The following is a 20,737-nucleotide window of genomic DNA, read 5'->3' as shown; positions in this document are numbered from 1 at the left end:
AATGGTTAAGCGACAACAATACTATGCTTCGCTACAGGAGGCAGCATAAGGTCGAACATTCTTGAGAAAAAAGTGTAAACCAATATTGACAATATCAAAATATAACTCAGGCAGAATACGAGGAGTGATTACATGAAAATGCCAGCGTGGGCGATAGAGTTTAAAGTGGATCTGTACGCATTGAAAGAGTACAAAGGTTGGACAGATGAAGAACTGGGGAAGCGTTTAGGAGTTACGGCCCGGACGGTCGGCAATATGCGCCGGAATCCCAGCAGCGTAAACGGCGCTTTGATTCTTAAAGTGCAGTCAATGCTTAAAGAAGCAAAGGGGAAATACTGATGGCAAGCCGTGAAGAACTGTTGCAGAGCATTGGGCCAGATATGAGGCTTGATAAATGGTTTTTTCTGCGAATTTATGGCTATGAGCTTACGTGGCCGGGATTTGCAGAGGTAGTGTATTCAAATCAGAAAGGAAATCATGCAATGAATGAAAGAAAAGAAAGGGGGATGGGGTTTGACTTATCAGGATGTTTATTTGATGGACAACCTCACCATTGAAGCAAAGGCTATTTATGGTATGTTGTGTAGTTATGCTGGAACAGGCGGAACAGCTTACCCAAGTGTAGAATTTATCTGTAATTCATTACAAATCAGCGAAAGACGTTTTTATACTCACATGAATCTTTTGATAGGTGCAGGAATTGTAGAAAAGCAGATATGTAGAAAAAACGGAAAAAGGTCAAATAACCTTTATGTCTTAACTCCAAATATCCATTTTCAACCCGTAGAAAATGAAAGTGTAGAAAACCTAAGTGTAGAAAATGTGGGTAGTAATAATAATACTATAAATAATAACAATACAAATAATAATAATATAAATACTATTTGCTCAGAGCCGGAAAAATCTGCTCCGAGCGGAACCGGAATTATGATTCCGTTAGCAGACGGCACTTATTTTGACGTTCCAGAGGATAAAATACCGCTATGGAAGCAGGCATATCCGGCTGTAAACATAGATCAGGAACTGAAAAAGATAATTGCCTGGTGTGATGCCAATCCCACAAAGAGGAAAACCCGAAGGGGTGTTACAAAGTTTATTAACTCATGGCTGGATCGGAGCCAGAACCAGAGCAGAGGCACAAACGGCCAGCAGACAGGAGTACGCAGTGGAGAAAACAAACAGGGATACATTGATTCATACATATAACTGCCGCCTCTGCCATGATACAGGTTACGTTATCCGGTCGGCAATCGTACCGGAGTACGATCCTAAAACGCCAGTAGAGATCGGTGATCCGTGCCCGGTATGCAAAGGGCATTGTCAGGATGATGCAACGGGAATCCCGGCTGTATTTTCTGAGGCAGATATGAGGCATTTTGATTTCGGGCGGTATAAAGCCATTAACCCGAACTTTGAAAAAGTAACCTCCAGCTTCTGGAAACAGTTTGAACGCTGGGAACAGAGAAATAAGGGGTTGTACCTTTGGAGCCAAACGAGGGGGAGTGGGAAAACGCTTCTGGCCTGCTGCCTTTCATCCTCTGTACAGGTGAAATACAGGCGGCGTATAAAGTTCATTTCTTCCCCGGAGTACCTTTCCAGAGTTTCCGAAGCGTACAAAAGGGAGCCATGGCAGCAGGATGGCTTATACGCCTATATGAACTGCGACCTTTTGGTGCTGGATGATTTTGGGAGTGAAAAAAGGGGAGAGTGGCAGGATCAGGAACTATTCCGGCTGATTGATTACCGCATGAATCACGGGAAACTGCTGATTGTGACCTCTAATCTTCCAATTTCGGAGTTGAAATGCGATACAAGGATTTCAGACCGGTTAAACCGGCTCTGCATCCCTCTGCATTTCCCGGAGGAAAGCATAAGGGCCAAAACGGCAGAGGAAGAAAATCGGAACTTTATACAGAGCATATTGCAGAATGGATAAAGCCCCCATTGATGCAGGAGGGGGGAAGGAGGATATTATGGACAGAATTTCACGGATCAGAAACGAGAAGAGAAGAAGCAAAGAAAAGGCAGGATTATTTATTAACACGCTGTTGGCCTCTGCCGGGGCTGGAACAGTGGCTTTTATGGTAACGGCAATGGTATTTCAGGCTGATGGCCTTGTGGCGTTCCTGATGGCTTACGTTGCCGCTTGTATGGCTGCGGTTATCAATCCACTATGGTTATTAGGCAGAGGATAAAACAAGGCTTTATAAATGGACGATATAGCTTTGAAATTGAGGTTGATGGAGAAAATTATTTCGTTGGCAAGGATGCTGCAGAAGCGTTAGGCAAATGCAAGAAATGCAGTCCCGAACCATGTCAGCGATGAGGATAAGCTGACTCGGTGTTTTGCCGACTCAGGTCAGAACAGACAAATGTATATCATTAACGAATCCGGCCTTTATTCTTTAATCTTTGGAAGCAAACTGGAATCAGCTAAACGCTTTAAACGCTGGGTAACATCTGAGGTCCTTCCGGCAATCCGCAAAAACAACCTACAACGCATAAAATTTAGGAAGGAGGTGATTATGGTGAAGGAATACGGATTTACGAATTACATTGATATAGGCAACACGGGGAATGACGTTCCTATGGATTCTCTTACCCCTGAGGAGCGTAAGAAAGTTGCATATGCCCTGCAGGAGCAGGTTATGAGAGTTTCAGGGATGAGAAGAGTAACAAAAACCAACAGCGAGCAGTCAGAAAGGACAAGCAATACAGGCAGAAACAATTAAGTATGAGGCCCCATTGGAGATGCCTTATTAACTGGATCAGAGAAAGGATGAAAAAAATGTATATAAAAAGAATAGCACCGGAAGAACTTCCATCAGAGTATGTATTTTATTTAGAATATCGCTATCATGTGGAATTAAGCGAATTTATCGTGATGGTAGATGACAGGAAAGAAATTCTGTTCGTCAATAAAGAGGTTCCGCAGAGGGATATTGACGGCTTTGTAAAGATAATTACGTTTCCTGAATATTGGGTGTGTGATGATGAATCCCCAACAGGAAAAATCCTTGATTATGTGTACAAAAAATATGGACATTATGTATACATGGCATTAACAGAGGCCCATGCGTGGCGTATGGAGCAGAAAGAGAAGAGGCGGGCAGCGGAAACCGCCGGAAAGATTATCCCATTGATTGAAAAGGAAATAAATAACGAAAATCCGATAGTGAAATATGACGAATTTCTTGCCCATGAAATATGGAAACAGGGATATGACCTCAACAGACCCACTCCAAACAGGCTAACAAATTATGGTAATATGTATGAATTTTATTTTGGATATCTCCTGGGATCAGGAGCGCTGAAAGATATTATTAAATAGCGGCTGATAGACGTAGCACGGATATTATGGGGCCGGATTCTGGCTGTATAAGTGAAAATACTTAAAACAGTGTGAATCTGGCCCTGTTTTCTCTGAAAATGTGGGGATGGATGATTACTGAAAAGGTAGTAAAATAGTAGTAGTGGCAGAAGTTGAAGGAGGAAAATCATGTGCAATGAAAAAATTCGTCAGGAAATGAAGCGGTCAGGTATTTATTGCTGGCAGCTTGCAGATGCGCTCAATGTGGCTGAAAGTACATTTTACCGAATGATGCGGCATGAACTCCCGGAAAAACGCAGAGAGGAAATATTGAGGGCAATCGGAGAGATAAGGCAGGTTGATTGAGTGGCAAGAAAACGGGTTTTTACAGAGAGTATGATAGCGGCCTTTCTGGAACATGATAAGATCTCAGATATTATGCGGGCAACAGGCTTAAGCCGGAATACTGTGACGCGGTACCGGGATGATCCACAATTTCAGGATATTTTAAATCAGCGCAGGGTTCAGGTTATCCGAAGAAGCGTCCAGAAGATGCAGCAGTCATTGACGGACTGCGTGAACGTATTGAATCGCATTATCGCTGATGACAGCATTTCTCCCCAAATAAGAGTGAATGCAATTCAGATTATGATGTCACAGTGTAAGTCCTGGACAGAAACGGCAGATCTGGCAGAACGGGTAGAAGCATTAGAAAGGCAGAGCCAAGAGGAATAATTGACGGACTTAGGGGGTGCTATGCAGAATGAATTTAAGGCAGAAAATAGAAAAACTGGAAGAAAAACAGGAGAGGAAACGTCGGAAGTATATTGTTTTTCCGCGGTTTTATAAGGGTCAATATTATGTTGACGGAGAACCCATTGCAGACTTAAAGGATTATATGCATGGGTGTGGGGCAGAGGTAGCCATTATTAACAATTTACCAAGATTCAATGAAAAAGGAGAGCTTATTTTATGAGCAGGATGCTGGCGGGGGTTACGGTTGACGATGAACTGTACCAAACATTCACGGCAAGGAGATATGATGTTACACAGGAATTTAAAAACCTGCCGCTTGAAACGGTAATTATTTATGCAAATTCTAGGGATCTGGAAGAATATCCGGAGATTCAAAACCGATGTAAGGAGATTACAGAACAGGTAAAAGCAGAAATCAGGGAATATTATTCTTCAAGGGACGGCAGAAAGGAGTACAAAACGATGATACACAAGGATTTTTCTGAATATATGCGGGATGTACAGAAGATAGAGGCAGATATGAGGCCCAGGGCTGAGAAAATCCGCAGCACAGTGGAGAATGCCCGGTCTAAATGGGAAAAGGTATGTAATGATAGGGACGCAAGCGAGGTTTCCAAGGCATCCTGGAAAGCAGAGTACCTGCAGGAGGAAGAGAATTTTAAGAAGGGTATTGCAGATTTGGAATCCGAAGCGGGTAAGGCATTTGACAATGTGAGGGAGCAGTTACAGGAGCATCTGAATGATTTTTATGATCCTAACGGAAGCCGGATTGATGATATGACAATGAAGCTGTTGAATATTGGATTCCCGTTTAAAAAAGAGGAATTGGACCGTTTGGCTGCCAGATATACAGATAATCCTACTATGCTCCGTATACTGATACAGTATGCTAAAAAAAATGGGCTGCGCTCCGATCTGATTTCGACCCTTGAATATTATATTAACCATGGCAGAAAGACAGAGATGGAATATTTTGATAATCTGCGGGAGTTTGCCACAAAAGTCATTCGCGATAAGGGTATGTCCCCGACTTATGAGCAGGCGTTTAATGAGGCGGCGGAGAAGGTTGTAACAAGTGTTCAGGCGCTTCCAATACGCCCGAATGTAGATTAGGGGGGCGACAGTGATAATAATAGGAATTTTGCTGTTTGTAATTGTGTGTGAATTGGCGGCAATTTATGAGAAGATTGGAGAAATGAAAAATGAGCAGAGAGATATCAATAATTAAGGACTGTGTATGTGGGTGCGCAAAGTTATCAGAGAATGCTTTAGAGAAGGCAGAGCATCAGGTAGAAATTATGCGTTTGGGATTGGCTTCTATGTGTGAAAGCATGGCTTGCAGGGAACAGGAAAACGAGAGGGAGGGATGCGGAAATGGCTGATATTCGTTTTGATGATGGGTTTGAAGAATTTACAATCAATGGCGATCCACAGCGGGTTATTCGCATTAATCCCAAGGATGTGAACATCTTGGCACGTTTTGAAAAAAGCATGAAGGAATTGAAGGAAGAGAGCTCCAGTATATCGGATATTGAGGTCAGAGCGGACGGGAGTCTTGCGGAAATGCAGCATTCAAAACTTTCAGAGAATGCAAGGAGGCTGCAGGAGTTTAATGAATCCATCAATCAGAAGCTGAATTATATTTTTAATGCGGATGTGACAAGTGCAGCTTTTGGAAGGCAGTCCCCGCTGTCTTTGTCCGGCAGGGATAACCGCTTTTTATTTGAGGTGTTTTTAGAATCGGCGCTGGAGGCCGTGAAAGAACGTTTGGAGGAAGCTGCAAAAAGTATGGAGGATAGAGCAGCAAAATATAGCGGAGCTTATAAAAAAGCAGAGATGAATGGGAAAAAATATCCGTTTCCGGTGGAGTAAATGAGAGTATGGATAATGAACGTATGCTTAAGGCGATTCGGGAAATATTAGAACGCGGGAATACCGCAGAAGTCAAACAGAGAAAGGACGGAATAATCGTTCTTGAAGTAAACAGAAAAATTACATATCAGGACAATGGGTAAAAAGGTACCTATTAAGAGCTGAGAGGAGCTGTTAGCCTGCTGGATGCAGGTTGGCGGCTCTTTTTTTTATTAGATAGGAAAATGACAGAATGAGTAAGGCTGATGGAAGTATTATTATCAACACCAATATCGAGACAGATGGTGTGGAAGCTGGGGTAAACGAGCTTAAAACCTCAATGACAAGAAAAATCGGCGATGTACAGGATTCTATATCCAGGCTGGGAGGAGCTGCAAAGAAGGTAGGTTCTGCGATAGCGGCGGTATTTGCAGTAAAACAGATCGTGCAGTTTGGGAAAGAATGCCTGGAGCTTGGATCGGACTTGCAGGAGGTACAGAATGTTGTAGATGTAACATTTCCGGAAATGAGTGCACAGGTCGAGGAATTCGCCAGAAGCGCAGCAGATTCATTTGGTTTGTCTGAGACAATGGCAAAGCAATATGTTGGTACATTTGGAAGTATGGCAAAGTCATTCGGCTACTCAGAAAAGGCGGCCTATGATATGGCAACAGCCCTGACGGGACTGACTGGGGATGTGGCATCTTTTTATAATTTATCTCAGGAAGAGGCTTATACCAAATTAAAAAGCGTATTTACTGGGGAAACGGAAACCTTGAAGGAGCTGGGGGTTGTTATGACCCAGACAGCGCTGGATCAATATGCCCTTGCCAATGGGGTTGGAAAAACGACAAATGAAATGACGGAGCAGGAGAAAGTTGCATTAAGGCTGCAATTTGTACAGACACAGCTTTCGGCAGCAAACGGGGACTTCGTGAGAACATCGGATTCATGGGCGAATCAGGTAAGGGTTTTTCAGTTGAGATTACAATCTTTAAAAGCCACAATAGGGCAGGGTTTTATCAATCTGTTTACTCCGGTTATAAAGGCCGTAAATGTAGTTCTTGAACGGCTGTCGGCGGCAACAGCCGCATTTAAGAATTTTACAGAGACAGTAATGGGCGGTAAGTCTGCAAGCAGCGGAATGGCCCAAATGTCTGGTGAAATGGCGGAAGTACAGACCGGGTATGAGGGGGCTGCCGCTGGTGCAGAGGAATTTGCAGACGGAGTAGAGGACGCAGGCAAACAGGCAAAAAAATCATTGGCGCCATTCGACAATCTGATTCAGATTCAGCGCGATGCAAAGGAAAGTTCAGGAAATACGGAAAACAATGCAATAATGCCGCCGGCACTATCTACAGATGAAGAGCCGGAAGAATCCCCGTTTTTAAATAAGGTTGTGGAAACGCTGGATGCCATTAAACAGAGGTTAGTTGAAATAGGGGATATCTTTCACGCCGGATTCTGGCAGGGATTGGGAGACTGCACGCCTGTTCTGGATTCCATAAAGGGAAACATAGCAGGAATCGGACAGAGCTTAAAGGATATTTTTACAGATCAGGGAGTTATATCTGCATTTGATACGATGCTGAACACTATTTCATACAATTTGGGCAGAACCGCAGGAGCATTCTCCAGTATCGGGCTTACAATAGCGGACAATCTAACCGGGGGAATGGCTTTATATCTTGAAAGCGCCAAAGACAGGATCAAGGGATATCTGATCAGTATGTTTGATATTACAGCAGAAATCAGCACAATAGGGGCTGATTTTGCCGTAGCTGCAGCAGATATTTTTTCAGTGTTCAGAAGTGATACGGCAAAGCAGATTACTGCTGACATTATATCGATTTTTGCAGATGTATTTATGGGGATCACGGAATTATCTGCAAAGCTGTTCAGAGATGTGCTGGATACAATCCTCACCCCGTTTGTAGAGAACAAAGATAAGATAAAAGAAGCGCTGGCAAATACATTGGAGCCGATAAAAACGGTTCTTGATTCTGTTTCGAGTGGCATGACGGAAGCTTTTGAGAACTTAAATAAAATGTATGATGAGCATATTGCCCCGCTGTTTGAATCTATCAAAAATGGGCTGTCTGAAATTTTGGGGAATTTGCTGGATGGATATAATCAGTATATTGCCCCGACACTTCAAAAACTTGCGGATAAGTTTGCGGAGGTATACGAAGGAACAATACTGCCTCTTTTCAATAAGATTATTGGGCTGATAGGTAAGATTGCCGATTTGATTAAGGAAATATGGGATGGAAGCTTAAAGCCTCTGCTTAGTCAGATATCGTCTAATATACTGCCTGTGATTGCTCCGATTCTGGAAACAATAGGAACAGCGTTGCTTAATCTGATTGATACGGCAGCATCCGTTTTGGATGGGATAATAACGGCATTTTCCGGAATTATTGATTTTTTGACAGGTGTATTTTCCGGGGATTGGGAAAAGGCATGGGAAGGTATTAAGGAGATATTAGAAGGTGTCATTGATGCAATAATGAGCCTTGTGGAAGGATTGATAACATTTTTAGGGGATTTTATCAGCGATGGGCTGGAAGTTATTGGCGCAGTAATAGAAAGGACGTTAAACGTTCTTATAGGACGGATTGAATTTGCATGGGCGAAAACGGTCGATATTGTTAAGGGGCTATGGAATACTTTAAAGGGAGATGCGGAAACCATATTTGAAGGAATCGGACAGGCAATAGAAACAGTGTGGGATTCCGTGAAAAATAAGACAGCTGAAATATGGGATAGCATTGTGACAGTAATTAAGAATACCATAGAAAAGATCGTTTCTGGTGTGGAAAACATGGTGAATTCGGTTATATCCGGAATAAACAAAATTATAGAGGCGGTCAATAATGTAATGGATAAGGTGGGAATTTCAATTCCCGTTATTCCTGAGATGAATCTGCTGGGGAAATATGGCTACCCTGCATCCGCTTACGCATCCATCCCATACAAAATGCCTATGCTTGCCACCGGAACGGTAGTGCCTCCCAGAGCAGGCATGTTTGCAGCTATCCTCGGTGACAATAACCGCGAGACAGAAGTGGTTTCCCCGCTGTCCACCATGAAGCAGGCTCTCAAAGAAGCTTTGTCAGAAAGCAACATTTCGGGCGGAAATCAGGTTATAAAAGCTGATCTGGTGCTTGACAGTACAAAATTCGGGCAGTTAGTAGTTAAGTTCGGAAATAGCGAAAAGAACCGTGTAGGCGTTCGCATGGTAACAGAGGGAGTATAATCATATGAGAATCAGAAAAATGAAATTTTGTGATTACGGGATTGATGAAGAGGAAAAAAATGTGCTTATGGAGCTGGCAAAACGGGAAGAGAATGCAGTCTTTATAAGAAATGCTGTAATGGAAAGCAATCCGGGATTGTCAGAAATGCTGTTTATTTCATTGACAACAGGGATTGGGTATGATGCCATGGGACACAGCAGATATATTCCTATAAAAAGAGATGATTTTTACGCATATCGGCGCAGGGCACTGTATATTTTCAAACTATTACTGAAAGATCAGGGGAATAGAATGGGAACGAACTGCTTTGCTGCGATATCGCAATAGGGCAGAAAAATTGGTTTACCCTTGAATGGACCAGAAAGATGTGGTATAGTAAAGATGTAAAAAGGGAAAGCCAGAAGCACACGGCCTACCCGAATAGTTTAGCGACTATATAACATAAGCCGTCACTATTGGCAGTAGTGGCGGCTATTTTCTACCCTTAAAGATTGTGTAACACAGTTCTACAAGGGATACAATGAAGATACCTATCTGGATCAGATCCGAATATGTAACATACATTGGCAAGCCCTCCTTTCTTTCGTCTGGAGGGTTAGCCCCTCCGAAAAATGGGAGGGTAGGCCGCCTTTATGTGCTCTGACTTTCCTTGTGGACAGTATAGCACAAAGGCTGAGGCAATACAATAATTTATTATGTAAGGTCACAGAAGGGCAGGAAAGAGCCTTTCTGTGAGCCAGAGGACCATCACAAAAGTATGAGAACCTTCCTCTGATCAAACCAGAGGACACAGAGACAACTTCATAAAACTTCATTTTGCAAAAGAGCCAGGGAGGCTCATGCTTCCCCGGCCTTTATACTACTATCCGCTGTCTTTTGGCTGTCCGTGTGATGTTTTGCCCTCTGCAATGGCCCTTAAACCCTTACAGAATCAGGCTTTTTCGGCTCTTTTTCCGTGTGATATTTCGTGTGATACTTACCCGGAAAACAGGGGTTTTTTATTACTTTCTGGCTTCCTGTCCTTACCCCATCAAACCACGAAAAAACCGCCTAAACCCTGGCTTTCCCAGCATTTACGCGGTTTTAAAAAAGTGGAGCTGAGGGGAATCGAACCCCTGTCCGAAAACCAATTCCCTGTTCTTCTACTATCATAGTCTCTTATTTAACATTCCCTCCGCCGCCCGGGAAAAGACACTCTGACGGTTTTAGTAGCTTCATAATACGCCCATATACTCAAAGCTTTGTATACGTCGTTTCCCACATAGTCGATGCCAGGGTCTTAAAGTGTGGGTGCCTTAAGTCTGACAGCTGCCATTAGGCAGCGTATGCTAATTCGTCGTTAGCGTTTATTTTTAATTTTGCCATTTAACCCATCGCATAGGGATAGCTTCACCAGCTGCATGATCCCCGTCGAAACCAGTACAACCCCTGAATATTCAGATTGGATTCTGGTGTGCCAACGAAGCAATTCGCTGTTTATTATCTTAGCAGGTCAAAACCGGACTGTCAAGGTCGTAAACGTAATTTAAGCGTAAATGCAGGTGCAGACACAAGGGGTGAAAAACATTAAGAAATTTGTAAATATAAATATTTTGCTTGTAATGGGGGAATATGGTACACTTATTTCAAGATACTGGCAGATTAAATGTTAAAAATGCACAAAAATTACATCGTGCGATGGCGAAGGGGGGAAGAAGATGCTGCGGGCGTCCGGAATCTGTAAATCATATGGAAAACGCAGGATTATTGAGCAGGCAGAGTTTTTTGCCGGAAGGGGAAGCTGCGTAGGGGTCGTGGGAGCAAATGGCTGCGGAAAAACGACCCTTTTATCTATTCTGGCCGGAACCAGGAAAGCCGATAGGGGAAGTGTAAAGATTGACGGGGAAGAGGCTTTTGGCCATCCATCGGTATTTGCCCGGAATGTGGCGTATGTTCCGCAGGAAAATCCTCTTATGGAAGAGCTTATGGTAAGAGATAATCTCCTCCTGTGGCACAGGGGAAATAAAAAGCAGATGAATGAGGATCTTAAAACGGGTTCCGCGGCTCTTTTGGGAATCCCTGCTATGCTGGGGATGAGAGCGGGCAATCTGTCCGGAGGAATGAAAAAACGCCTCAGTATTGCCTGTGCTCTGTCGGGAAATGCGCCTGTCCTTATTATGGATGAGCCTGGAGCAGCGTTGGATCTGGAGTGTAAGGAGTCCATCCGGCAATATTTGAAAGGTTATGTAAATGAAGGTAAAACGGTGATCCTTACTTCTCATGAAATGGAAGAGCTATCGCTTTGTGACCGTCTGTATGTAATGAAGGACAGATGTCTGAAAGAGATTGAAGCAGGATTAAGCTCCAGGGAACTGATCCACTATTTTTAATGGCAGCAAACAGATAAAAGGATTGGCGAAGAACAAAAAGGCGCACGTTGGCGTGTGCTGTTAATAATGGAGGAAACGTGTATGGAAATGACAAAAAAGATGAAAATGGCAGCAGTCGGAGCGGCAGCAGTGGCAGTGGTTGGCGGAGGAGTATTTGCTTATACCCGGCTGGCCGGCGGCGATCCAAAGGAAACGGTGATCCAGGCCTTTGAAAATGTTTATACAGAGGGACAGACCGACCCTATGGAGGAACTGTTTGGCCTGTCGGAGTTTGCGAAGGCAGGGGTTTCTGCCAGCCAGAATTCGGGGCTGATGTTAAAGCTGGACAGCTGCTCTGAGCCTGCGGTAAATACCTATGCAGGGAGCGGACTGCGGATCGATGCGAAAAACGATGTGGAAAACAATAAAGTCAGTGCCAATATGGGAATCATTTACAATGGAATGGATCTGGTAAATCTGGATCTTTATTATGGGGATGATACAGTTATGGCTGCTGTGCCGGAACTGAGTCCAAAAGTTTTTACTCTGGATTTTGGAGAAGGACTGGAAGAACGGCTGAAAAATTCTCCTATGCTCGGATCGGCTCTTGAGCAGAGTGGAGTAGATGCGTCGGTGATGGCAGAGTATATGGAGCTGTTGGCAGAGCAGGCCAGACAGACGCAGGAGGGGCAGGCGGCTTCCTTTGATCTGAAGGCTCTTATGAAACGCTACCGGGAAGGCTGCAAGGCGGAAGATGACTTTAAGGCAGCACTCACTGTGGAAAAGGGAGAGAAGGCTTCTTTTACCATAGACGGAAAGGAGCAGGCCTGCAGAGGATATGAGGTTACAGTCAGCAAGGAAGCGATGATCAACTTTCTGAGAACCTCCTCTGATTTCTTTCTTCAAGATGAGGTTTTAAAGAAGGATTTCTTAAAGCGTCTGGAACTGAGCGTGAAATTAAGCCAGCTGGCAGGTGCGCAGATGGAAGGACAGGATTTCCCTACCGCTCAGGAGATGCAGGAGCAGACCTATGAGGAGGCCAGAACGGAAATTGACGGGATGATCGCATTTTTAGACAGCTCGTTAAATGATGTGAGCATGACGGTTTACGTGGATAAAGAAGGATGTCTGGCATCTGTAAAGGGAACGACTTCCTTTAACAGTACCGGGTCGGAGGCTGAACCGGTTCAGCTGCAGTTTGGCTGTGAATTAAAGGGAGGCGCTTATCCGACTCAGAATATGAGCGCTCAGGCAGTGCTGGAAAATGGGGCTGCATCTGTACAGATTGAGGCAGTGAAAGAGGGCGCCTATGATGGGAAAGAACTCACATCCGGTTTCGAGCTTTCCATAGAAAATCAGGGAGAGATAGCTGAAAAATGGGATATCACCCTTGACAGCTCCTATAACAGCGAGGGAGGCGGTTTTGATGTCCAGGCAGCAGCGGCCCAGGATGGAATGGAACTTTTAGGTTTTTCAGCTCAGGGTGTTGTGGATGAACTGGAAAAGGGAAAGAATATTCATTTGACTCTTGATTCTTTGGATGTTTCTGCAATGGGAGACACGGGAAATGCTGTTTTAAGCGGCGAATATTATATAAGACCGCTGACGGAGGAGGTTGTTCCTTTAGAGGGTGACACCATGGATGTATTGGCAGCAGGAGAGGAAGAGTGGAACAGCGTGCTTATGGAGGTGCTGTTCAGCTTTATAAGTCTCAGCGGCCAGATGGATACAGGAAATTAAAGGACAGGATAATATGCGTGGATATCTGTGCTATGCAGGAATGGAATTAAAGCGGGCATTAAAACGGCTTCCTCATATTCTGGCAGGAGCGGCGGCGCTTGTGGTACTCATGGGTGCAGCCGCCCTTTTGGCAGGCAAACTGCTCTACGGCGGACAGGCTGTGGAACGGATTCCGGTGGGAGTCGTTCTGCCTGAGGAAGATGCGCTGGCAGGGCAGGCCATGCGGATGGTCAGCTCTCTGGAAAGTGTAAAAAGCCTCTGCGATTTTACCTATATTGAGGAAGAAGCGACCGGTGAAAAGCTGAAAAAGGGCGAGCTGTTTGCAGTTCTTAAAATGCCGGATGGGTTTATACAGGATATTATGAGTGGTGTAAACACCCCGGTAACCGTCATCCTGCCGGAAAATGCAGGAGCAGAAAGCCGCATTTTTAAGGAGCTGACGGATGCGGGAGCAGAAATACTGGGTTCTGCGCAGGCCGGAATCTACAGTGGTGATGAACTTTTATCCGAGTACGGTTTTACAGATAAAATGGCGGTATTTGAGCGGGATATGAATCAGATTTATTTAACTTATAGTCTTCCAAGAATGGATTATTTCAGAAAAGTAATGGTAAATGCGGCAAAGGATGTATCTGTTCCAGTATTTTATGGAATAAGTGCGTTTGTTCTGGTGCTGCTTTTGTCCGTGATTTCGGTATCTGACCTTTTAAAGAGAGAGCCTGCTGTTATGAGGCAGAAGCTGTCTCTGATGGGGATCGGACCTTTTACGACGGCGGGAAGCCGCATTTTGGGAGTATCGGTGCTTTTGAGCGTGATTTCCGTTCTGGCTGCTGCGGCAGCTGCTTGGACAGGAATGATTTCCATTGGATTAAATACGATTCTTACAGGATTTCTTGTTTGTCTGGGGGCGGCATCCTTTAGTGTGTGTCTTTTTCAGACCGCAGGAAGTAGGATCGGCGGCATTTTTCTGCAGTTTTTTCTGGTGACGGCATTTCATTTTCTTTCGGGAGGCTTTCTGCCGGAAGTGTTTTTGCCGGAAAGCATACAAAGAGCTGCTCCATTTCTTCCTACCCATATCCTGATGGAAGGTGTGAAGATGGCAGTGACAGGAAATGAGAGCCTGGTTACAGCAGTGGAACTTGCAGCTCTTGGGGTGGGCGGCTGGCTGATTGCAGCTGCAGCGGAGGTGAAAGAAGCATGAAAAGAGCAGTTATCTGGTTTCTTCTTTCCTGCAAACGCTGCCTGAGAAAGGGGATTTTTCCTCTTCTTTTGCTTCTTATGCCGTTGGCGGCCTTTGTGGCCGGAAGGCTTTCAGATAAAGAAGAGGGGGAGATTCCAGTTGCTGTCAGCGTTTCAGGAGAGGAGGATGTATCTGAACGATCGCTGGCCTGGAGACTTGCAGAACGCCTGGCAGACAGGAAGGATGGGATGTTTGATTTTTATATCTGTTCGGATGAAGCCCAGGTACGGGATGAGGTGGCGTCCAGAAGAGCTGAGTGCGGATATGTGATTGATTCAGGGCTGGAAGAGAAGCTGGATCAAAAGCAGTGGAAACGGGTAATTCGTTTGTATATGGCTCCTTCTACGGTAGCCGGCTCTATTTCTACAGAAACGGTATTTTCAGAGCTGGCAGCTCTTTATAACAGAAATCTGCTTATGGATTATGTGGAAGAAGGGGAGGCTTTTGCAGGGATGGGGCCTGTTAACAGCAGCTCCAGAGCGAAAGCAGCAGAAGAAGCGGGAGAAAGGTATGACCGTTGGAATCAGGAAGAGGGCCTGTTTCATTTCCAATATATATATGAAACGAACGGAGGGGGAGGATCAGAGGACGGGGTGGAGACACAGAGTCCAAAATCTGATGCAGCAGGCAGTATTTTTCCGGTTCGCGGTCTGGGGGCCGTCATGGTTTTTATTCTGTCTCTTTACGGCGGCGTGATGGCAGGAGAAGACGAGAGAAGGGGATTGTTTATGCCTTTGGGGATCGGACTGCGTCTGCCCTGTCGTCTGGCAGCTGCAGCAGCGCCCGGAGCCTTGGCCTGTTTATCTGTTTTTTGTGCGCTTTTTCTGGGCGGCATGGCAGAGGGAGGAAGCTTTGGGGCTGTGGGAAGAGAGCTGGGGCTTTTGCTTTTATATGGATGCGGCTGTACGGTATTTGCCTTTGGGCTAAAGCTGATTGTGCGTTCACCGGAGCTTCTCTGCTGTATGATTCCGTTTTTTATCATAGGAAGTCTTTTATTTTGTCCGGTGTTTGTAGATCCAGGGAGATGGATTCCGGGGATGGAGCAGCTTGGAAGACTCTTTTTGCCGTACTATTATCTCAGGTGTTTTTAGGGAGAAAATACCCTTTGAAATTATTTTTGAAAAAAATTGAAAAAATTGAAAAAAAGGTATTGCCAAATCGAAAAGTCTGTGCTATATTATAACACGTGCTGCGGGAGTGCTGGAATTGGCAGACAGGCAAGACTAAGGATCTTGTGGGTGTATGCTCGTGTGGGTTCAAGTCCCATCTCCCGCATATGCAGAAGTGGCGGAATTGGCAGACGCGCACGGTTCAGGTCCGTGTGGTAGTAATACCTTGAGGGTTCGACTCCCTTCTTCTGCACTGGATGATGATCCGAAACTTAAGGAAACTTGAGTTTCGGATTTTTTTGTTGGAAAAATCTTGACATTATACCAGGTATAAGCCTTATGCTTACTGTGTAAATAAAGAATATTTCCCTAAGCCATAGGGGTAAGGAGGAGTGTATATGTCACGAACCATCAAAGAAGCAGAGGAACTGACAAAGGTGACCAGTCAGAATATCCGGTATTATGAAAAGCAGGGGCTGCTGGCTCCCAAAAGAGATAAAGAAAATTCATATCGTTTGTATTCAGAGGAGGAGATCAGCCGCTTAAAGCTTATACGTTTGTTTCGCAAGCTGGGGATGCCCATAGGAGAAATCCGCCGGATGTTTGAAGGGGACATTTCTCTGGAAGAAGCCATTGGGGATCAGATCAGCCGCCTGCAGTCCCAGAAGGAGGAATTGACGGCAGCCCTGGAATTTTGCGGAAGGATAAAGGAAAATCAGCTTGCAGATGTAGACCCCGATCTTTATCTGGAAGAAATGGAACAGGAGGAAAAGCGGGGATCGGTATTTATGGATTTCGTCAATGATTATGCTAGAGTTGTAAGATCAGAAGCAATCCGGGAGTTTTCCTTTATGCCTGATGACCGGTGTGATGAGCCAGATACCTTTGAGAGAGAGCTGTTAAAGTACGGAAAAGAGAATGGAAAAACGATCATTATAACAAAGAAAAGCAGGTCGCCGCATTTTATGATGGATGGAAAGGAGTACAGAGCGTACAGAACTTCTTCAAGATTTGGGATCGTGGTGCACTGTGAACTGGTTCATCCGGAAGACTATGTGCCCGAAGGAATGAGTAGAAGGAAATACCGCCTGCTTCGCGTGATTTCTATTGCAGTCCTTCCGCTCATTCTGTTTGCTGCTTCTAATCTGTGGATTTTCAAACAGATGGATTTTGGCTCTCCGCTCACCTGGTTGGCACTGTTTGTTCTGACAGTGGTGTTATTGGCAGATCTGTGCTTTTTGTACTACAGCTGCGGAAAAAATTTCAGAGGATAATTTAATACAATTTTAGTACGAATGCCTCACACCTGAGTGCTATCTTAATTCCTTTGGTGCTATGATACGGACAACGTTAAAACATGAGGAGGAATTGACAATGAAAAAGATAGTAAAAAAGTGTGAGGCATTTTTGTGTATGGCAGCAGTGATAATTGGAGTAACAGCGCTTCGGTTTCAGCTTTTCGCACCGGAGGTATTGGAACAGCTCACAATGCAGCTTTGAGTGTGAATGATGATGCTGAGGACGCTGCTAAAGGGATACCGGCCGGGCAGGAATGCGTACAGTAACCTCAGTACCCTGACCGGGAGTACTGGTAAAGGAAAGACCGTAGGCATCTCCGTAAAGGCTTTTTAAACGCAGATTGGTGTTGGACACGCCGATGTGCCTGAGAGAAGTTAAGCCATTATCTGCTGAGAGGCTGTCTAAAAGCGTATCCAGCTTTTCCGGCGCAATCCCGGCCCCGTCATCGCTGATCACAAGGACTGCATCTTCTCCCTCGCGCCAGCCGGTAAGAAGAATACAGCCCTTTTTTTCTTCCTTCATTAAGATGCCGTGCAGAAGGGCGTTTTCTACAATTGGCTGGAAGGTCAGTTTGGGGATCGTCAGGCTGCCAAGCTCTGGGGGAATGTCTGCTATAAAGTCGGCACAGTGATTGTAACGCATATTTTGAAGCTGCATATAAAGCGTTACATGGGTAATTTCATCATCAATAGTACCGAAAAGCTCTTTTTGTCCAAGCGTCAGACGGTAAAAGCGGGTGAGAGCCTGAACTGCCTGGCTTACCTGGCTGATCTGGCCAGATTTTGCCAGCCAGTTGATCATATCCAGAGTATTATAGAGAAAATGAGGATTGATCTGGGCCTGCAAGGCGCGAAATTCAGCCTTTTGCAGTTCTTTGGCAGCAAGCTCCTTCTGGTTTAGCAGTTCATTGATCTCTGCAGTCATAAAATTGTAGGCACCGGAAAGAATGCCGATTTCGTCATTCCCGGCATTTTTCAGAAGAAGAGGTCTGGGACGTCCAGAGCGGATGGTTTCCATCTGCAGGGCAACATGAATAATGCGGTCTGCAAAGGACTTTGAAAGGCGGTAAGCCAGAAATAGGGCCAACAGGGAGATAACGCCATAGAATGCAATAAATTGGAGGATCATAGAGACGCCTGCTGCCTTTAGGCTTTGCCTGGGGATGACAGACATAAGATACCAGTCGGATCCATTGATGGAAAATGATGCCGCATATACAGGAGAACCGTCCAGATCAGCCGGAATGAATTGTTCTTTTTGTTTTAACTGTTCAAATAATGAGTGGGGGATTTGGGGAATGGAACTGGAGAGCCGCTCGTCTTTCATATCAATCGGTTCACCGGAGGCGTTCATAAAAAAATTGATTTCTCCCTGGATCAAATGCGTGTGTGTGATCAGCTGCTGCAGGGAACTGCGGGAAAAATAAACAGCCACATAGGCAGCCGCTTCTTTTTCTGCCCTTTCATCTTCGGAAAGATAATTAAGCCGAACCAGATAGGCCAGATTCCCGCAGTATTTTTTTTCATTTTCCGACAGATCCGGAGCTGCACACAACAGTCTGTCCTCCGGAGAGGACTCAAAACGGTCGAGCCATCCGCTGTCTATTGCAGAGAGAGGGATAAAAAGGCGCTGGCGGCCGTTATTTAAAATGTCAAGCTGTGGATAGGAGCTGTCATCGTAATAGATCCGTATGGTGCGGATTAAAGAGGGTTCCGCAGCCATATCTGCCAGCTGATACAGATTGTTCAGATGCGTGCGTGACAGGGCGGCTCCGGGCGCCTGTTTTTTTGTGATGGAAAAGAGCCGCTGGATCGGAAGGGAATAGGTGAGTGTATCAGAGGCATGAGCTACATGGATCATAAGATTTTCTGCCGCAAGAGCGGACTGGGAATGAAAGGCCTCTTCGGAGCGCAGCGTGTCATTTAACACAATGCGGAAAATCCGGGTAAATAAAAAGAGGGTCACAGTCAGCGTGGGAAGCATAAAGAGGATGGCAAAGGACAATGCCAGTTTCTTTTTCAGCTTCATATCATAAATGTAATAATGAAAAAACTGTTTTATGGGACGTTTCATCAGAGTATTTTCTCCCTGTATTCCGATGGTGAAAGGCCTACGATCTTGCGGAAGGCCTTGCTGTAGTAATTGCCGTCGCTGTAGCCGACTTTTGCGGAGATGTCCGTGATCCGGTATCTGGGATCGCTCAAAAACTGCTTGGACATTTTAATCCGGTAATCGGTCAGATACTGGTTGATCGTCTGGCCGGTTTCATTTTTAAAAAGAGTGCAGATATAGCTGGAGGAGCGGTTTGCATACTGGCTGATATCCAGCACAGACAGGGTAGGAACCGCAAAATTCTGGCGTATATATTCCTTGATCTGAAAGACGACCGGATGCTCGGACTGATTAAAGATCAGGGATTGAAAATAGTGCCTGATCCTGTGGCAGAGAAAATCATGGAGCTCTCCTAAGGTGGCGCAGCTTATTACATCCTCCCAGATGGATTCTGATTCGATACCTTCTCTTTTCCACAGAGAAATGTGATTAGCCAGACTGATCTCATCCAGCTTGTTCAGATATCGGAAATATCGGTCTCTTACCTGAGCTTCCGGAAGAGGAGGGCTATTTTTTAGAGCATTATAAAAGTTTCCGGCGGCTTTTAGTGCTTCCAGCTCTCTTTGGGCTGCAAGGGCTGCTGTAAAGTCTGCAAAGGGATCTTCGGCAGGCTGCAGAGAGCCGGCAGGAGGCGTTTGTGTTAAGATGGAATTGTAATCATGATAAAAGCTTTCGCTTAATAGGCTCATGGCGCTTTTATACGAAAATGCAGCCTGATCCATGCCCTGTACAGAGGGGCCTGATGCAATAAAAAAACGGCAGTAGGGTGTGATCCGCTCTTTGAGAAAGCTGGTAAAAGCGCGGACTGTTTCTGGTTCTTGGCGATTGGAACTGCACAGAAAGCTTACGATATAGCGGTCTGCCTTGGGCACCAGAATCCGCACGATCCCCATTTTTTTCAAATAGGAAGAAAAAAGCTGATTTTCCTGGATCAGATCTTCTGAGGGAAGCTCGGAAAGGGGGGTGAGACAGCTTGTGATCACACAGGTAAACCAGAAATCTGTTTCGACTTTCGGAGAAACGCGGGCTGCCAGTTCCAGGGCTTCCTCCAGTTTGGAAGAATTGGTCAGGGCCAAGGCAAGGTGACCGCGCAGATCCTTTTCCTCCAGCATAGCGCCGGCTTTTGCGGCTCTCAGGGTACGGAAACGGTCGGCTGCTTCCTTTATGGCATCCTCAAGTTCCTTTTTTTCTGCCGGTTTGTCAATGTAGCTTACAGCTTTCAGTTTAATTGCCGCTTTCAGATATTCGCGGTCTGAGTAGGCGCTCATGAAGATGACGGCTGTATCCGGAGCCTCTTCCAGGTACAGAGAAGCCATCTCAACCCCAGTCATGCGGGGCATCCGCACATCGGTAAGCAGGATATCCGGGCGGTGCTTTCTAGCCTCTGTAAGGGCGTTGACCCCGTCGTCTGCCAGGATTACCTCTGTAATGCCGTACTGTTTCAGATCCATCAGGCTGCATATACCTTCACGGGTAAGTTTTTCATCATCAGCAATCAGTAATTTCATAGGATATAGGTTCTCCATTTTTTGATTCAACAATCGCTCTGCCTTTATTTTATTTGAAAGCCTTCACTTATGCAATGGAAATCAAAAAAAATTACAGCGAATGAAAGGATTTTACCATGGTTTTTTTCAACTTCAGCTGTTATCATATGAAACATAAGATGTTATCATGCATTGCCGGATATTGCTTACCGTAAGCGTCATCCC

The 20,737-nt window shown here is 45.1% G+C and carries 24 protein-coding genes, 2 tRNA genes, 1 other RNA gene and 1 pseudogene; 25 read left to right on the top strand and 3 right to left on the bottom strand.

The features are described 5' to 3' along the window. Nucleotides 1–132: 132 nt before the first annotated feature. The 17 genes and pseudogenes from ACZM6M_RS15645 (at nucleotide 133) to ACZM6M_RS15565 (ending at nucleotide 9,504) form a co-directional block, all read left to right on the top strand. Nucleotides 133–339, top strand: coding sequence for a hypothetical protein (locus ACZM6M_RS15645; RefSeq protein ID WP_066546785.1), 207 nt, complete (start codon nucleotides 133–135; stop codon nucleotides 337–339). Beyond that, complete coding sequence (locus tag ACZM6M_RS15640; protein ID WP_066546788.1) at nucleotides 339–557, top strand: hypothetical protein; 219 nt, start codon at nucleotides 339–341, stop codon at nucleotides 555–557. The genes ACZM6M_RS15645 and ACZM6M_RS15640 overlap by 1 nt, the downstream gene beginning before the upstream one ends. Further along, the gene (locus tag ACZM6M_RS15635; RefSeq protein ID WP_081422914.1) at nucleotides 487–1,206 is read left to right on the top strand and encodes a helix-turn-helix domain-containing protein; all 720 of its coding nucleotides are present in this window, start codon (nucleotides 487–489) and stop codon (nucleotides 1,204–1,206) included. The genes ACZM6M_RS15640 and ACZM6M_RS15635 overlap by 71 nt, the downstream gene beginning before the upstream one ends. After that, a complete protein-coding gene (locus tag ACZM6M_RS15630; RefSeq protein ID WP_167544870.1) occupies nucleotides 1,166–1,936 on the top strand; it encodes an ATP-binding protein in 771 nt (256 codons plus the stop codon). Before ACZM6M_RS15635 ends, ACZM6M_RS15630 begins: the two co-directional genes overlap by 41 nt. A gap of 37 nt (nucleotides 1,937–1,973) precedes the next feature. Next, complete coding sequence (locus ACZM6M_RS15625; protein ID WP_143331341.1) at nucleotides 1,974–2,195, top strand: hypothetical protein; 222 nt, start codon at nucleotides 1,974–1,976, stop codon at nucleotides 2,193–2,195. A 138-nt stretch (nucleotides 2,196–2,333) separates the two neighbouring features. Continuing rightward, nucleotides 2,334–2,414: pseudogene (locus ACZM6M_RS15620) on the top strand (hypothetical protein); the annotation flags it as partial. A gap of 111 nt (nucleotides 2,415–2,525) precedes the next feature. Then, nucleotides 2,526–2,732, top strand: coding sequence for a hypothetical protein (locus ACZM6M_RS15615; RefSeq protein WP_066546805.1), 207 nt, complete (start codon nucleotides 2,526–2,528; stop codon nucleotides 2,730–2,732). Between the two features lie 56 nt (nucleotides 2,733–2,788). Continuing rightward, nucleotides 2,789–3,331: a hypothetical protein gene (locus tag ACZM6M_RS15610; RefSeq protein ID WP_066546808.1), complete on the top strand. Its 543-nt coding sequence runs from the start codon at nucleotides 2,789–2,791 to the stop codon at nucleotides 3,329–3,331. 168 nt (nucleotides 3,332–3,499) lie between these two features. Next, nucleotides 3,500–3,676 carry a hypothetical protein gene (locus ACZM6M_RS15605; RefSeq protein WP_167544871.1) on the top strand — a complete coding sequence of 59 codons (177 nt, stop codon included), beginning with the start codon at nucleotides 3,500–3,502 and terminating at the stop codon, nucleotides 3,674–3,676. Beyond that, complete coding sequence (locus ACZM6M_RS15600) at nucleotides 3,677–4,045, top strand: hypothetical protein (protein ID WP_066546811.1); 369 nt, start codon at nucleotides 3,677–3,679, stop codon at nucleotides 4,043–4,045. 28 nt (nucleotides 4,046–4,073) lie between these two features. Then, nucleotides 4,074–4,286 carry a hypothetical protein gene (locus ACZM6M_RS15595; RefSeq protein ID WP_066546813.1) on the top strand — a complete coding sequence of 71 codons (213 nt, stop codon included), beginning with the start codon at nucleotides 4,074–4,076 and terminating at the stop codon, nucleotides 4,284–4,286. Beyond that, nucleotides 4,283–5,179, top strand: a complete 897-nt coding sequence (locus tag ACZM6M_RS15590; RefSeq protein WP_066546821.1) for a hypothetical protein — start codon at nucleotides 4,283–4,285, stop codon at nucleotides 5,177–5,179. The genes ACZM6M_RS15595 and ACZM6M_RS15590 overlap by 4 nt, the downstream gene beginning before the upstream one ends. Before the next feature lie 89 nt (nucleotides 5,180–5,268). After that, complete coding sequence (locus ACZM6M_RS15585; protein ID WP_066546825.1) at nucleotides 5,269–5,448, top strand: hypothetical protein; 180 nt, start codon at nucleotides 5,269–5,271, stop codon at nucleotides 5,446–5,448. Next, nucleotides 5,441–5,938 carry a hypothetical protein gene (locus ACZM6M_RS15580; protein ID WP_066546830.1) on the top strand — a complete coding sequence of 166 codons (498 nt, stop codon included), beginning with the start codon at nucleotides 5,441–5,443 and terminating at the stop codon, nucleotides 5,936–5,938. The genes ACZM6M_RS15585 and ACZM6M_RS15580 overlap by 8 nt, the downstream gene beginning before the upstream one ends. An 8-nt stretch (nucleotides 5,939–5,946) precedes the next feature. Next, the gene (locus ACZM6M_RS15575) at nucleotides 5,947–6,081 is read left to right on the top strand and encodes a hypothetical protein (RefSeq protein WP_278283957.1); all 135 of its coding nucleotides are present in this window, start codon (nucleotides 5,947–5,949) and stop codon (nucleotides 6,079–6,081) included. Between the two features lie 89 nt (nucleotides 6,082–6,170). Continuing rightward, complete coding sequence (locus ACZM6M_RS15570) at nucleotides 6,171–9,176, top strand: phage tail protein (RefSeq protein WP_066546853.1); 3,006 nt, start codon at nucleotides 6,171–6,173, stop codon at nucleotides 9,174–9,176. Between the two features lie 4 nt (nucleotides 9,177–9,180). After that, on the top strand, nucleotides 9,181–9,504 hold the full coding sequence (locus tag ACZM6M_RS15565; RefSeq protein ID WP_066546860.1) for a hypothetical protein: 324 nt from the start codon (nucleotides 9,181–9,183) through the stop codon (nucleotides 9,502–9,504). A 762-nt stretch (nucleotides 9,505–10,266) separates the two neighbouring features. Here the strand turns inward: ACZM6M_RS15565 and ssrA are convergent. Then, nucleotides 10,267–10,606, bottom strand: a transfer-messenger RNA (tmRNA) gene (ssrA, locus tag ACZM6M_RS15560). Nucleotides 10,607–10,874: 268 nt separating this feature from the next. Here ssrA and ACZM6M_RS15555 point away from each other — a divergent pair. The 8 genes from ACZM6M_RS15555 to ACZM6M_RS15520 all read left to right on the top strand — a co-directional run bounded on the left by ACZM6M_RS15555 (nucleotide 10,875) and on the right by ACZM6M_RS15520 (nucleotide 17,114). Beyond that, entirely contained in the window at nucleotides 10,875–11,546 is a 672-nt protein-coding gene (locus ACZM6M_RS15555) for an ABC transporter ATP-binding protein (RefSeq protein WP_489490548.1), read from the top strand. 81 nt (nucleotides 11,547–11,627) lie between these two features. Continuing rightward, on the top strand, nucleotides 11,628–13,265 hold the full coding sequence (locus ACZM6M_RS15550; RefSeq protein ID WP_066546871.1) for a hypothetical protein: 1,638 nt from the start codon (nucleotides 11,628–11,630) through the stop codon (nucleotides 13,263–13,265). 13 nt (nucleotides 13,266–13,278) lie between these two features. After that, a complete protein-coding gene (locus tag ACZM6M_RS15545; RefSeq protein ID WP_417045388.1) occupies nucleotides 13,279–14,466 on the top strand; it encodes an ABC transporter permease in 1,188 nt (395 codons plus the stop codon). Beyond that, the gene (locus ACZM6M_RS15540) at nucleotides 14,463–15,596 is read left to right on the top strand and encodes a hypothetical protein (protein ID WP_337433423.1); all 1,134 of its coding nucleotides are present in this window, start codon (nucleotides 14,463–14,465) and stop codon (nucleotides 15,594–15,596) included. Before ACZM6M_RS15545 ends, ACZM6M_RS15540 begins: the two co-directional genes overlap by 4 nt. 100 nt (nucleotides 15,597–15,696) lie before the next feature. Next, nucleotides 15,697–15,780 (top strand) — tRNA-Leu (locus ACZM6M_RS15535). Nucleotides 15,781–15,783: 3 nt separating this feature from the next. Beyond that, a tRNA-Leu gene (locus ACZM6M_RS15530) sits at nucleotides 15,784–15,867 on the top strand. 145 nt (nucleotides 15,868–16,012) lie between these two features. Then, complete coding sequence (locus ACZM6M_RS15525) at nucleotides 16,013–16,888, top strand: MerR family transcriptional regulator (RefSeq protein ID WP_419504121.1); 876 nt, start codon at nucleotides 16,013–16,015, stop codon at nucleotides 16,886–16,888. Between the two features lie 100 nt (nucleotides 16,889–16,988). Further along, entirely contained in the window at nucleotides 16,989–17,114 is a 126-nt protein-coding gene (locus tag ACZM6M_RS15520; protein ID WP_337433425.1) for a hypothetical protein, read from the top strand. Between the two features lie 27 nt (nucleotides 17,115–17,141). Here ACZM6M_RS15520 and ACZM6M_RS15515 read toward each other — a convergent pair whose 3' ends face one another. Beyond that, complete coding sequence (locus ACZM6M_RS15515) at nucleotides 17,142–18,986, bottom strand: sensor histidine kinase (protein ID WP_489490547.1); 1,845 nt, start codon at nucleotides 18,984–18,986, stop codon at nucleotides 17,142–17,144. Continuing rightward, complete coding sequence (locus ACZM6M_RS15510) at nucleotides 18,986–20,533, bottom strand: response regulator transcription factor (RefSeq protein WP_489490546.1); 1,548 nt, start codon at nucleotides 20,531–20,533, stop codon at nucleotides 18,986–18,988. The genes ACZM6M_RS15515 and ACZM6M_RS15510 overlap by 1 nt, the downstream gene beginning before the upstream one ends. Nucleotides 20,534–20,737 lie beyond the last annotated feature (204 nt).

The sequence above is a fragment of the Enterocloster sp. genome, from assembly GCF_057861365.1.
The sequence above is the reverse complement of the archived record's forward strand: the minus strand, read 5'-3'. Positions and strand labels throughout refer to the sequence as shown.